Below are 12018 nucleotides of genomic sequence, written 5' to 3'. Positions count from 1 at the left end.
TTATAACCGCCAATATTCAATGCCCTGGGCCATTGCGTCCGAAACGCTGAAAGCGCTTTTGATATCGACGACCAGGGGCCTTCTCCCACCGCAGAGAGCCGCGATTCGGGCAAGGCCCATCTCCCGATAGGTACGGTGCATAACAGCCAGAATGACACCGTCCACCCCCGACAGGTCCTCAAGGGAAACCAGGTCCAGACCGTAGTACCGCAGGGCCTCATCGGGATCCGCCATGGGATCGTGAATTCCGACCTCGATGCCGTAGTCCCGAAGTTCGGAAACGATGTCCACCACACGGGTGTTCCGCAGGTCAGGAACGTCCTCCTTGAATGTCAGTCCGAGGACGGCGATTTTAGCCCCCCGAATGGGCTTACCCGTTTTGATGAGCATCTTGACCGTGCGCTCCGCCACGAATTTTCCCATGCCGTCGTTGATACGCCGGCCGGCGAGTATCATATCGGGGTGATATCCTATGGACTCCGCCTTGAACGTCAGATAGTAAGGATCGACGCCGATGCAGTGGCCGCCCACAAGCCCGGGTTTGAAAGGAAGAAAGTTCCACTTGGTCCCGGCCGCTTCGAGAACCTCTGTGGTGTCGATGTGCATCTTGTCGAAGATCATGGCCAGTTCGTTCATCAGCGCGATGTTGAGATCCCGCTGGGTATTTTCGATCACCTTGGCGGCTTCGGCAACCTTGATGGAGGACGCCTGATGAAGGCCGGCCTTGACCACCCGTCCGTAAATCTGAGTCAAAAGATGGAGGGTCGCTTCGTCGGATCCCGACACAATCTTCAAAATCTTGTCGAAAGTATGCTCCCTATCACCTGGATTGATGCGCTCCGGAGAGTAGCCCACCGTGAAATCACGGCCAAAGACAAGCCCCGATTCCTCCTCGAGGATGGGAACGCAGACCTCCTCCGTCGCGCCGGGGTAGACCGTAGACTCGAAGACCACGCAGCTGCCCGCCGACATGTGCCGCCCAACGATGCGGGAGGCGCCGCGAAGGGGGGATAAATCCGGAATCCGGTAGACATCAATGGGCGTCGGTACAGCTACGATGATAAAACGGCACGCAGAGAGCTCGGTCGGATCGTCCGTAAAGACAACGGTCGCGGAGGCCAATGCTTCACGAGTCACCTCCAGGGTTCGGTCGTACCCGGACGCCAGTTCCCGAATCCGCTCCGTCTTCAGATCATAACCCACCACATTAAAATGTCCGGCCAGGTGTATCGCCAGGGGAAGGCCGACATAGCCCAAACCCACAACGGCAATCTTCTCGGTTTTGTTGAATACGCCTTCTGATGTAATCATGTTGGTCTCCACATCCTGATGAAAAATAATGATGCAGTCGCAAGTCGATTTCCGAACGGTTTCGCAGAAAGTTCAACATGCCGCCTTTCCTCCAAAACCATCAATCACCGATCTCAACTTATGGTATTCAAGAATCGGCATCTTGAATGCCTCGACGGCCTTCAGTCGTCTGGATATTCCAGCCGTTGTCTGCTATAGCAGGGTCGAACTCGAGCCTCAATAAGGTTGCGGAACTTCGGTCCCATGACATACGGTGACTCGAAATCGACAAGGGGCGGCTGTCGCCCCTATTGATTTTTCCACCCGTTATCCAGGCAGTTTACATCTTATGCGCAAAACCCACTGGTGCGTCATCACCGGTGCGCCCTGTTCGGGAAAAACCACGGTTATCCTCAGCCTCGAGCGACAGGGATACAGGGTGGTGCACGAAGCCGCCCGAAAGGCTGTCGAGGAGGGGATTGCAGCAGGAATGTCCCTCAGGGAGATCCGTGAAAGCCCCCTTGACTTTCAGCGACGCATTCTGCAAGCGAAGCTCACCCTGGAGCGTAAGTTACCGACAAGGGCGACGATCTTCATCGACCGCGGCATTCCCGACAGCATTGCCTATTTTCAATTCTTCGGTCTCGACCCGGAGGAGCCCCTGGCCCACGCCCGTCACGTCCGGTATCGGCGAATCTTTTTTTTCGAACGCCTGCCCTGGATTCGGGACGGCATCCGAAACGAGAATCCCGAAACCGTTGCCCGTCTGGACACGCTCCTCCAATCGGCCTATCAAACACTGGGTTATCCGATCATCCGGGTCCCGGTCCTTCCGGCAGCGGCGCGCACTGATTATGTTCTGAATCACCTATGACCCTTGTGTCGAGGGTTTCCTCCGCGCTTCCGCCTCGGACGGCACCGGCACCCCCAGGGTGGAAATCTCGGCCGCTGTCAGATATCGCCAGGTGCCTTCGGCCAGGTTTCCCAATCGGATGCCGGCAACGCGGATTCGCTTCAGCGTCGCCACATGCCCGCCCACCTTTCGGACCATTCGTCGAACCTGGCGGTTTCGGCCTTCCTTCAGAACAATGCGAAACCGCGTCGATGAAACCCGCCGGACTCGGGCGGTCCGGGTGAGGCTTCCCATGAGCGGCACACCCTCCGCCATTTTCCTGAGAGCGCCTTCGGGCATGGGGTGGGTCGTACTGACTTCGTATTCCTTTTCATGGTCAAAGGAGGGGTGGGACAGTTGATGATGAAGACGGCCGTCGTTGGTCAGCAGCAACAGGCCCGTCGAATCCTTGTCCAGGCGACCAACGGGATAAACCCTCTGGGGGATGTCGATCAGATCCACGACGATCCGCTCACCGGGCTGATCACAGCTGGTCACATATCCCACCGGTTTGTTCAAGGCGATATAGATGAGTTGCGCCTCGAGAGACACCGGGCTGCCGTCCACGAGGACGCTGTCTTTTTCGGGATCCACTTTCACGCCGAGAACACGAACCACCGTCCCGTTGACCCGGACTCGTCCGGCCTGGATGTATGCTTCTCCCCGCCGTCTCGAGCAGACACCTGCGGCGGACAGGAATTTCTGAAGGCGCATCAATCCCATCGTTCAGCCTTCTCCATGAGGATCAGGAACGATAATCCGCATTGATTTTGACATAATCAATGGAAAAATCACAGGTCAACACCGACGCCGACGCCGGCCCCATATGGAGATCGATGGTGATGCGATATTCGTTTTTTTTCAGCACGGCCGTGGCCGCACTCTCCGCCTCGGGACCACAGCTCATTCCGTTGCGGCACATGGTCACGTCGTCAAAACGGATGTCGATGGCATCCGGCACCACCGGCACCCCCGATCGCCCGGCAGCAGCGATGATTCGGCCCCAGTTGGCATCTTCGCCGAAAAGCGCGGTCTTGACAAGATTGGAATGGGCCACGGTATCCGCCACCTGTCGGGCATCCCCTTCGGAGGCCGCCCCGACTACAGAGATATCAACCAGTTTCGTGGCCCCCTCGCCGTCTTTGACGACCATGCGGGCCAGCCCTGTCAGAACCTGATCCAGATGTCTCTGGAATGCGGCCAGGGCCTCGGGAGTCTCTATGGTCGCACCGGAGCGGCCGCCGGCCATCAACAACACGGTGTCGTTGGTGCTGGTGTCGCCGTCGACGGTGATACGGTTGAAGGATCGATCAACGCCGGCCACAAGGCTTTCCTGAAGAATCTTCGGCGGAACCGACAGATCCGTGACCACGAAACAGAGCATGGTGGCCATGTCCGGCCGGATCATGCCCGACCCTTTGGCGACCCCTGTCACGGTGTAAGGGGTTTCATCAATCTCTCCTTGAACCGTGACGACCTTGGGGACAAGATCGGTGGTCATGATCGCCTCGGCAAAATCGTCGAGACCTTCAGATGAAAGGGCTCCCGCCAGTTCGGGAACAGCGGCGAGGACGGTTTCGATGGGCATGGGCTGTCCAATGACGCCGGTCGACGCGACGCAGACGAGTTCCTCTGAAATACCCAGAGCCTCCGCCGCACGACGACACATGGCTTCGGCATCCCGAAGGCCTGCATCACCCGTGCAACAGTTGGCGTTTCCGCTATTGACAATCACGGCCTGACATCGCCCGGTTCGTATGCGATGCCGGTCCAACAATACCGGAGCAGCCTGGATCCGGTTCCGCGTGAACACTCCGGCAACGGATGCCGGGACTTCCGAAACGATCAGCCCCAGATCCTTGCCCCCTTTTTTCTTGATGCCCGCGGCAATCCCTGAAAATCTAAACCCCGCACATCTCGGTTTTTCCATATCCACCATCTCTATATTTTGACTTTCACGACGAATTGATTTAGTATTGTGAGTTTAATAAAAAGTTAATTCATCCAAAGCTTCTCATTTGACAGAATCGTATGCGCTTGTCAATCGCTTTGGCGCTTTGGATTTTGATGCACCATTGAGGCCCCAACACAGGAGGATCACTCCATGTACCGTGGTATTACACGTCGAAACAGCATGCGCTGCCCCGAATGCGGGGGGGCGCTGGACATCGGAAGAACATGACGGCAAACCTTTTTTTGCTGCAGGTTCTGCAGCCGCCGCTTCACTCTCGATCAACTCGCCGATACCATGGATGACGACCTGGAGGAACAATTGGCTGACATCCCCTGCAACCGGCTGTAACATCAGGTCCTTATACTGATGATCGTATTAAACGGCCTTTTTCCGGTCTTTGCACTTCTGGTTCTCGGAGGCGGGCTTAAGAAATTTCGTCTGACCAATGACACGTTTCTGAATACCTCGGACAGGCTGGTCTATTATATTTTTTTCCCGGTCATGCTCTTTTGGAAGATCGCCGGAGCCCGATCTGACGGCGGTATCGACTGGAACTTATGTCTGGCGGTTCTGACGACCGTATGTGTCATCTACATCCTGAGCGCCGTCTACATCCGTTTCACCGTGCCCCAATTCGAAGCCGGCTCTTTTTCCCAGAGTTGCTATCGCTTCAACACTTATATCGGCATGGCCATCATCCTCAACGCAATAGGCGAGGAAGGTGCCCGGCACTTCAGTATCATGGTGGGTTTTGCCATTCCTTTCATCAATGTCCTGGCGGTCTCCACCCTGATCTGGTATTCCGGAAAAAATTTTTCCCCGGGGAAGCGTGTTCGAATGACCGCCCGGGCATTGATTCATAACCCGCTGATTCTCGCCTGCGTCGCCGGCATTCTTTATGCCAGACTTGTCGGATACTTTCCCGTGTTCATCAACAACACCTTTAAACTGGCTGCTTCGGTCACCCTGCCTCTGGCACTCATTTCCATCGGCGGTGCACTGAACCTTGAAACCCTCAAAGGACACCTGAAATTGTCTCTGGTTGCAGCGTTCGCCAAACTCCTTATCTTTCCGATAGTCGGCTATATTTGCCTGAAGTATTACGGCGTTTCAGACATTCCTTTCAAAGTGGGGATGATCTTCTTCGCACTGCCGACCTCCACGGCCATTTACGTGTTGTCCTCACAGCTCAACAGCAGCACGGATCTGGCATCGGCAACCATCGCGATGTCGACGGTTCTGTCGTTCATGTCCCTGTCCATTGTGCTGCTGTTGCCGTGAGGGGTAAGGTGAAGAATTTCAGAATGACCATTGAATACGACGGCGGCGGTTTCGCCGGCTGGCAATACCAACCTCGCCGGAGGACCGTCCAGGGCGAAATCGAGTCGGCCTTGGAGACCATGGTCGGAGTACCGGTTCGCCTTGCCGCCTCCGGAAGAACCGACGCCGGCGTCCATGCCTTGGGACAGGTTGCCGGTTTTCGCTGTGAAACCCGACTTTCACCGGAAATTATCCAGAAAGGACTGAACAGCATGCTGGACGGTGACATCGTGATTCGGGACTGCCGTGAAGCCCCCGACGGTTTTCACGCTCGTTTCGATGCAAAGGGCAAGACCTACCATTACCACATCCTGAACCATGCACTACCCTCTGCCATCCACAGACGACATGTCTGGTTCATCCGTCGACCGCTGGACACGACCGCCATGCAGGAGGCCGCCGACCACCTCCTGGGAGAACATGATTTCAGCGCGTTCGAGGGTGCCGGAAGTCCTCGATCCCATTCGATCCGGTGCATCACTGAGGCGAATCTCATGAAAAGTGTCGAGGGGATCATCGTTTTCCAGATTTCCGCCAACGGCTTCCTGCGCTTCATGGTAAGAAATATCGTCGGAAGCCTGGTGGATGTCGGGCACCGCAAGACGACCCCGGCCCGGTTCAAAAAAATACTGGATTCCCGGGATCGACGATGTGCCGGCGCCACGGCCCCGCCCCAAGGGCTTTTCCTTATGCAGGTCTGGTATGCCGGCGAGGAGGTTCAGCCGTCATGGCGACAAAAAAATCATCTGCCGACATGAGTTTCATTCGTACCGCCGTCATCGAAAATGCTATCGAAGCCCAGGTCGTTAGCAACGTCCTCCGACAGGAGGACATCCCCCATGAATTGCGAAGCTATCACGACACCGCCTACGACGGCCTTTTCCAGATGCAACTGGGGTGGGGAGAGCTCCGCACGCCGGAAGTTTTCAGAGAACAAGTCCTTGACATTCTGAGGGAAATCCGGGGGGAGAATTAGAACGTCATTTTTTTTCGTGAGATGTCATAAGCACTACCCATCCACAGACGTCGTACGTTTTTTTCCGCTGATCTCATTGAATTTGCCTGAAGATGCGCTACTATATTTGATATGTTTCATAATAGATGCCTTTGCAATGACCGCGAAACCGTCACAATTATCTTTTAACGCCATAAAGGAGGTTCACCAATGACAGATTTTGAACGCGCCCTGGACATCGGTCGCCCCCCCAACGTCAAAAAAATTTTTCCCCACTCCAAAGCGCTGCTCGTCAGCGGCAAATTCATCGATCTGGCGATGATCCAAAAGGGCCACGCCATCTGTATGGCGGCCAACGGCCGGAATCATTTTATCATCCGCGGCGTCCTGGCTGCGGCTCAGCGGGCCAACAGCGCGGTGATCATCGAAATCGCCCGCTCCGAAGGCGGTGCCTCCGCCTATTGCGGAGTCAACTTCTGGAACATCGCCCGACAGGTTGATGCTGTCTGCAACGAACTCGGCATCACTATCCCCGTGGCGGTTCATGCAGATCATTACGGCATTAAAAAAACCGCCGATATCACTCCGGCCAGGATCGAAATTCCCTCCATTTTCGACGCCGGGATCACTTCCATCGCCATTGACGCCTCCCACATGCCCGATGACGAAAACCTTCTGGCCAGCATCGACATCATCAAAAGCGTCGTGCCGGCCTGGGCCGGTCTGGAAACCGAGGTGGGTGAGATCAAGGGCAAGGAAGGGCTTTCCACCGTAGACGAGGCCCGCTTTCTTATCCAGGGGCTCAACGCCCATGATATTTTCCCCAACTGGATCGCTCTTAACAACGGCACAACCCACGGTATCCAGGCAAGCGATCAGGGCATCCAAGTGGAACTGACCGCAGAGATCCATGCCGCACTGGAAAAATATCGGGTTTCCGGAGCCCAGCACGGCACCTCCGGCAATGATTCCGAGAGACTTCGTGAGATCGCCCAGAAGACCCGGACTACCAAGGCAAATGTCGCCACGGCCCTGCAGATGATCTCCTGGGGCGTGTCGGTAAACGATTACGGCAACGCCATCATGGACGCCGATGGTAATTTTATTAAGGTGAAGGACGAAGGGGTTTCCGAGGAGATGTGGGCCGATATGATCGCCTATGCCGCCGCTCAAGGCTGGAAGGGCGGCAATTTCAAAAAGCTGAATTTGCCTTTTGAAAACAAGCTGCTGGGACAACCTCGTGAAATTCGTGAACGCATGTCCCGTCGCGTGGAGGACTTCGCCTACACCATGATGACCCGCGTCTTCAACGCCGGGGATACGGCGGATATCGCCATCGAAACCATACTGAAGACCGGCAGCCATGATCCAGGTCCCAAGGCTGAACGGATCGAGGACCCCGCCGCGTGGACCCCCGAGAGCATCCATGAACGCGGTGCCCTGCTGACCGGCAGCAAGGGACCTAAAGGAGATTTCGACGATTAACGGCATCCTTGAAAAAATATACTGTCCCTTCTGTCGTCATCCACTGATCCGGAAGGATTGGGAGGGACGTCGGCGCCTCTTCTGCATTCGATGCGACGCGCCCCTCTATGAGAATCCCATCCCCGCCGCCTGCGTCATCACCGTCGACGGCGAGGGCCGTCTTCTTTTGGTTCGGCGCGGGGTTGAACCCAAACGGGGCCTTTGGTGCCTTCCCGGGGGATATATGGAACTGGGAGAGACACCAGAGGAGACGGCTTTGAGGGAACTCAGGGAGGAAACGGGCCTTGTCGGCCGCATCGACCGCATCCTGGACGCCGACGCCAATCCCAGCAGAATCTATCACACAGTGGCCCTGGTATGTTACCTGGTGAAGGAATTCCACGGCAGGCCGGTCCCGGGCGACGATGCAGACGATGTCGGTTTCTTTCTTCCCGCAGCGTTGCCGGAACTGGCCTTCAGCAGCCACCGGAAATTCATTCGTCGATACCATGCACGGGAGGGACAATCGCCGCTTTACCCCCCTGGCGGATGACACTTTTGGCGACAGCATCAAGCCATCCGGTAGAGTTTGCCCGGCAAGTCACGACCCAAAAAGGCGGACAGGCGCCGCGTGCAGGACGCCACCGCCTTCCAGTCTACACCCGTTTCGACGCCCATTGCCGACATCAGGTAAGCGGTGTCCTCCGTCGCAATGTTTCCGGCAGCCCCGGGGACAAAAGGGCAGCCACCCATTCCCCCCAGGGCGGTGTCAAAGAAAGAGACACCGCACCGAAGCCCGACGGCCGCATTGACCAGGCCCAGACCCCGGGTGTCATGGAGATGGAGGCCGACGGGAAGATCGAGGTTCGCCGTGTCGAATTCACGAAGCATTCGTTCCACCGCAGGCGGCGTTCCCATTCCCGTTGTGTCGGCCAGCGTCAGCCGCGCCACACCGGCAGCCGTGAACATTCGGGCGGCGTCCAGGACACGCGACATCGAAATCTCACCTTCGAAAACGCACCCAAAGGCGCACTGAACGCTGGCCGTTACCGTCATGCCAGCGGCGGCCGCAATGGAAGCCATATTTTCTCCCTCCCGTAAGGCCGATGCGTAGGACAGACCCGCATTCCTTCGACTGTGGGCATCACTTGCGGAAATCGACACCTCGATACACTTCAGACCGGACAGCCAAGCGCGTTCCACCCCAACCGCATTCAACGCCAAACCGAAAAATGTCACCGAAGGCATCTGTGGGAGTCGCCGGACAAGATCATCGGCATCAGCCATCTGGGGCACCCGCCGGGGATTGACGAAAGACGCCACTTGAATGTATTTGAGTCCGGATGCCGCCAGGCGGGTGATCATCTCAAGCTTGAGGTCCGTAGGAATAATTTTGGGTTCCAGCTGGAAGCCGTCGCGAGGGCCCACTTCCACCAGGGTGACCTTTTCGGGGATCGCCATAAGCCTCTTCCATTGAGTCGCTTTTACAATAGATATAAGATGCAAACCATTCCAGATCAACATCACGGAAAACGAAAAAAATCCAGGCGCGCAGTTCATGCGCTCGGGAAGCCGCTCTATGAATCACGCCTGTTTTAGGAAACGACGGCATGACCGGTCAAGAAAAAACAGCGCCGCTATCCCCCATTATCCATGAAAAAGCACTTGACGAAAACGAAAGGAGCGCTGTAAGACCCTCGCCAATCGCCATTCCCTCTGGGAAGGTTCAATACCTTTGAAAGGAAAAAGGATGTCATGCCGGAACGTCACCGGAGGCCGCTGAGAGTCTGCCTGCTCAGTTATCGGAGCAACCCTCATTGCGGCGGGCAAGGGGTTTATATCCGACATCTGAGCAAGGCGCTCACGAATCTCGGGCATCAAGTGGATGTCATTTCCGGACCGCCGCTGCCGATCCTGGATAAAAGAGTCCGTATTATCTACCTGCCCGGTCTGGATCTCTACAACCCTGAAAATCTGTTCAGAACGCCTTCCCTCCGAGAACTCCGGGATCCGATCAACCTGCTGGAATGGACCGGCGTCTCCACCATGGGGTTTCCCGAACCCATGACCTTTGGCATTCGCGCCTTTCAGTTTCTACGAAACCGGCTGGACCGATATGACATTATCCATGACAACCAGAGCCTTTCTTACGGGGTGTGGGCACTCAAAAACCGAATACCCGCCATTGTCACGATCCATCATCCCATCACCGTTGACCGGGATGTGGCGGTCCGATCGGTTCGATCATGGTGGAAAAAATTGAAGCACCGACGATGGTATTCATTCATCGGGATGCAAATCCGGGTAGCCCGGAAATTCTCCCGCATCATCACCGTATCCGAGCGAACCAGAGCAGACATCAGCCGGGAGTTTTCCATCCCCGACCACCGCTTCAGGGTTATTCCCAACGGTATTGACACCGACGTGTTCCACCCCGTTCCTGAAATCCGTCGGGATCCCCGTCGGATCATCGTGACCAACAGCGCCGACATGCCCTTGAAAGGACTCTATTATCTCCTTCAAGCCATCGCAGATATCGCTGGGAAAACCCCGGATCTGAAACTCATCGTCGTCGGAACGCCCAAAAGGAACGGCGGTGTCGTCAAGCTTATCCGCAGACTCGGCATCGGAGATCACATCCGCTTCACCGGAAGAATCACCGACGCGGCGTTTGTTATTGAGTATGCAAAAGCCGGAATGGCCGTCGTACCCTCCGTATATGAAGGATTTGGTCTTCCGGCGGGAGAGGCGATGGCCTGTGGTGTCCCTGTCATTTCGACCACCGGCGGTGCTCTGCCGGAAGTGGTTGGGGATGCCGGCATACTGGTACCTCCGGCCGATCCCGATGCCCTCGGCCTGGCGATTCAGCGGCTGATGGACAATCCTGACCACGCGTGGGAACTGGGGATGAAAGGACGCAAACGGGTTCAGGAAAATTTTACGTGGCAGGAAGCCGCCGTCAAAACGGCGATCGCTTATCAGGAGGTGATTGATGATTACCGTTGATTTCAGACGGATTCCCATCAAACCCGGTCATCGGATTCTGGATGTCGGTTGTGGCACGGGCCGCCACATGGCGGAAACCGTCCGCCGTCCGGATACGATGACCGTGGGAACCGACATCAACGGAAAGGATCTTCTGGACGCCAGAAACCGTTTGGCCGAGCTGGACAAAATCGGAGAGATTCGAGGTTTGTGGCGGCTGGGAATAGCCGATATCACTGCCCTGCCCTTCGCCGACGCCGCCTTCGATCTCGTGATCTGCTCCGAAGTATTGGAACACATCCCTGCTCACCGGGCCGCCGTCACCGAACTCGTTCGCGTCCTGAAACCCGGCGGCGATCTCGTTATCAGCGTACCCTGCTATCTTCCTGAAAAAATATGCTGGACACTCTCAAAAACCTATCGATCAACCCCCGGAGGCCATATCCGGATTTACAGCCGCGAAGCGATACAGCACCTCATCACCGCATCGAAGGTCCAGCTGCAAGGATGTCATCGCGCCCATAGCCTCCATGTTCCCTACTGGTGGTTGAAATGCCTTCTGGGTCTTCATCGGACCGACCGGCTTCTTGTCAATACGTATCATCGCTTCCTGGTGTGGGACATGATGCGGCATCCCAAGGTCACCCGCTTTCTGGAACAGTTGTTGAATGTCGTGATGGGGAAAAGCCTCGTGGTTTACGGCAGGAAAAGCACCCTTCATCCGCCGTCGCGCCAACCGTCCATTCCTCGACACAGGTTGCCGTCACATCTAATAGGATGAGGTGTTCTGACACTCCGAAATGCCGAATTCCTCCCGCTCTTCCTCCATCTCCACCGAATGATGGCTGACCCGGTGATGGCAGGAGGGGCAGTAAAAATAATTCGGAGAGGGATCCTTTCCGCAAATCTTGCATTTGCGCGCCGATTTTTTCCTGGGCTTCAGTCCGCGGACAGGTTCATCGGCATATGCCAAAGGACCCGATTTTTTCTTTTGTTCTTTTCGTATCACTCTCATATCTCCCTTCCTCTCAAATCAAATCCTGTCGCCGGACGGCATAAACAAGCATCCAATCAAAAAATATACCCACAGCATCACGTCAAGAAATCGATTGACGTCTTGGAAGCGCTGACATCATAACAGCTTAATTGTCAGGACAT

At 56.0% G+C, this 12018-nt stretch carries 13 protein-coding genes and 1 pseudogene; 9 read left to right on the top strand and 5 right to left on the bottom strand.

Annotation, left to right across the window (positions count from 1 at the left end):
* Positions 1-1311, bottom strand: a complete 1311-nt coding sequence (locus dmul_RS05645) for a nucleotide sugar dehydrogenase (protein WP_020877108.1) — start codon at positions 1309-1311, stop codon at positions 1-3.
* A 328-nt stretch (positions 1312-1639) separates the two neighbouring features.
* Here dmul_RS05645 and dmul_RS05640 point away from each other — a divergent pair, with 328 nt between their 5' ends.
* On the top strand, positions 1640-2164 hold the full coding sequence (locus dmul_RS05640; protein WP_020877107.1) for an AAA family ATPase: 525 nt from the start codon (positions 1640-1642) through the stop codon (positions 2162-2164).
* On the opposite strand, the gene dmul_RS05635 is transcribed toward dmul_RS05640, so the two are convergent.
* Positions 2159-2905: a pseudouridine synthase gene (locus tag dmul_RS05635; RefSeq protein WP_020877106.1), complete on the bottom strand. Its 747-nt coding sequence runs from the start codon at positions 2903-2905 to the stop codon at positions 2159-2161. The two genes, dmul_RS05640 and dmul_RS05635, sit on opposite strands and share 6 nt — an antisense overlap.
* A gap of 22 nt (positions 2906-2927) precedes the next feature.
* Positions 2928-4112, bottom strand: coding sequence for a bifunctional glutamate N-acetyltransferase/amino-acid acetyltransferase ArgJ (gene argJ, locus dmul_RS05630; protein ID WP_020877105.1), 1185 nt, complete (start codon positions 4110-4112; stop codon positions 2928-2930).
* Positions 4113-4376: 264 nt separating this feature from the next.
* Between argJ and dmul_RS21250 the strand changes: the two are divergent.
* The 6 genes and pseudogenes from dmul_RS21250 to dmul_RS05605 form a co-directional block, all read left to right on the top strand.
* A pseudogene (locus tag dmul_RS21250) lies at positions 4377-4484 on the top strand (dual CXXC motif small (seleno)protein); the annotation flags it as partial.
* Positions 4485-4502: 18 nt separating this feature from the next.
* Positions 4503-5417: an AEC family transporter gene (locus dmul_RS05625; RefSeq protein WP_020877104.1), complete on the top strand. Its 915-nt coding sequence runs from the start codon at positions 4503-4505 to the stop codon at positions 5415-5417.
* Positions 5418-5425: 8 nt separating this feature from the next.
* Positions 5426-6214 (top strand): tRNA pseudouridine(38-40) synthase TruA, encoded by a 789-nt coding sequence (truA, locus tag dmul_RS05620; RefSeq protein WP_020877103.1) that lies wholly within the window; start codon positions 5426-5428, stop codon positions 6212-6214.
* The gene (locus dmul_RS05615) at positions 6184-6432 is read left to right on the top strand and encodes a hypothetical protein (protein WP_020877102.1); all 249 of its coding nucleotides are present in this window, start codon (positions 6184-6186) and stop codon (positions 6430-6432) included. The genes truA and dmul_RS05615 overlap by 31 nt, the downstream gene beginning before the upstream one ends.
* 189 nt (positions 6433-6621) lie before the next feature.
* On the top strand, positions 6622-7896 hold the full coding sequence (locus tag dmul_RS05610; RefSeq protein WP_020877101.1) for a class II fructose-bisphosphate aldolase: 1275 nt from the start codon (positions 6622-6624) through the stop codon (positions 7894-7896).
* A complete protein-coding gene (locus tag dmul_RS05605) occupies positions 7883-8428 on the top strand; it encodes an NUDIX hydrolase (RefSeq protein ID WP_330216962.1) in 546 nt (181 codons plus the stop codon). The genes dmul_RS05610 and dmul_RS05605 overlap by 14 nt, the downstream gene beginning before the upstream one ends.
* A gap of 17 nt (positions 8429-8445) precedes the next feature.
* Here the strand turns inward: dmul_RS05605 and dmul_RS05600 are convergent, their stop codons facing one another.
* Positions 8446-9336, bottom strand: coding sequence for a hydroxymethylglutaryl-CoA lyase (locus tag dmul_RS05600; RefSeq protein ID WP_020877099.1), 891 nt, complete (start codon positions 9334-9336; stop codon positions 8446-8448).
* Positions 9337-9630: 294 nt separating this feature from the next.
* Between dmul_RS05600 and dmul_RS05595 the strand changes: the two genes are divergently transcribed.
* On the top strand, positions 9631-10881 hold the full coding sequence (locus dmul_RS05595) for a glycosyltransferase family 4 protein (protein WP_020877098.1): 1251 nt from the start codon (positions 9631-9633) through the stop codon (positions 10879-10881).
* Positions 10868-11641, top strand: coding sequence for a class I SAM-dependent methyltransferase (locus dmul_RS05590; RefSeq protein WP_020877097.1), 774 nt, complete (start codon positions 10868-10870; stop codon positions 11639-11641). Before dmul_RS05595 ends, dmul_RS05590 begins: the two co-directional genes overlap by 14 nt.
* Here the strand turns inward: dmul_RS05590 and dmul_RS05585 are convergent.
* Positions 11630-11875 (bottom strand): hypothetical protein, encoded by a 246-nt coding sequence (locus dmul_RS05585; RefSeq protein WP_020877096.1) that lies wholly within the window; start codon positions 11873-11875, stop codon positions 11630-11632. The genes dmul_RS05590 and dmul_RS05585 overlap by 12 nt on opposite strands.
* Between the last annotated feature and the right edge of the window lie 143 nt (positions 11876-12018).

The sequence above is a fragment of the Desulfococcus multivorans genome, from assembly GCF_001854245.1.
Taxonomy (GTDB): Bacteria; Desulfobacterota; Desulfobacteria; order Desulfobacterales; family Desulfococcaceae; genus Desulfococcus; species Desulfococcus multivorans.
The sequence above is the reverse complement of the archived record's forward strand: the minus strand, read 5'-3'. Positions and strand labels throughout refer to the sequence as shown.

Excerpts from the sequence above, each read along its gene's own strand:
- dmul_RS05645 (WP_020877108.1), bottom strand. The coding sequence starts at position 1,311 with ATGATTACATCAGAAGGCGTATTCAACAAAACCGAGAAGATTGCCGTT.
- dmul_RS05640 (WP_020877107.1), top strand. The coding sequence starts at position 1,640 with ATGCGCAAAACCCACTGGTGCGTCATCACCGGTGCGCCCTGTTCGGGA.
- dmul_RS05635 (WP_020877106.1), bottom strand. The coding sequence starts at position 2,905 with ATGGGATTGATGCGCCTTCAGAAATTCCTGTCCGCCGCAGGTGTCTGC.
- argJ (WP_020877105.1), bottom strand. The coding sequence starts at position 4,112 with ATGGAAAAACCGAGATGTGCGGGGTTTAGATTTTCAGGGATTGCCGCG.
- dmul_RS05625 (WP_020877104.1), top strand. The coding sequence starts at position 4,503 with ATGATCGTATTAAACGGCCTTTTTCCGGTCTTTGCACTTCTGGTTCTC.
- dmul_RS05615 (WP_020877102.1), top strand. The coding sequence starts at position 6,184 with ATGGCGACAAAAAAATCATCTGCCGACATGAGTTTCATTCGTACCGCC.
- dmul_RS05610 (WP_020877101.1), top strand. The coding sequence starts at position 6,622 with ATGACAGATTTTGAACGCGCCCTGGACATCGGTCGCCCCCCCAACGTC.
- dmul_RS05600 (WP_020877099.1), bottom strand. The coding sequence starts at position 9,336 with ATGGCGATCCCCGAAAAGGTCACCCTGGTGGAAGTGGGCCCTCGCGAC.
- dmul_RS05595 (WP_020877098.1), top strand. The coding sequence starts at position 9,631 with ATGCCGGAACGTCACCGGAGGCCGCTGAGAGTCTGCCTGCTCAGTTAT.
- dmul_RS05590 (WP_020877097.1), top strand. The coding sequence starts at position 10,868 with ATGATTACCGTTGATTTCAGACGGATTCCCATCAAACCCGGTCATCGG.
- dmul_RS05585 (WP_020877096.1), bottom strand. The coding sequence starts at position 11,875 with ATGAGAGTGATACGAAAAGAACAAAAGAAAAAATCGGGTCCTTTGGCA.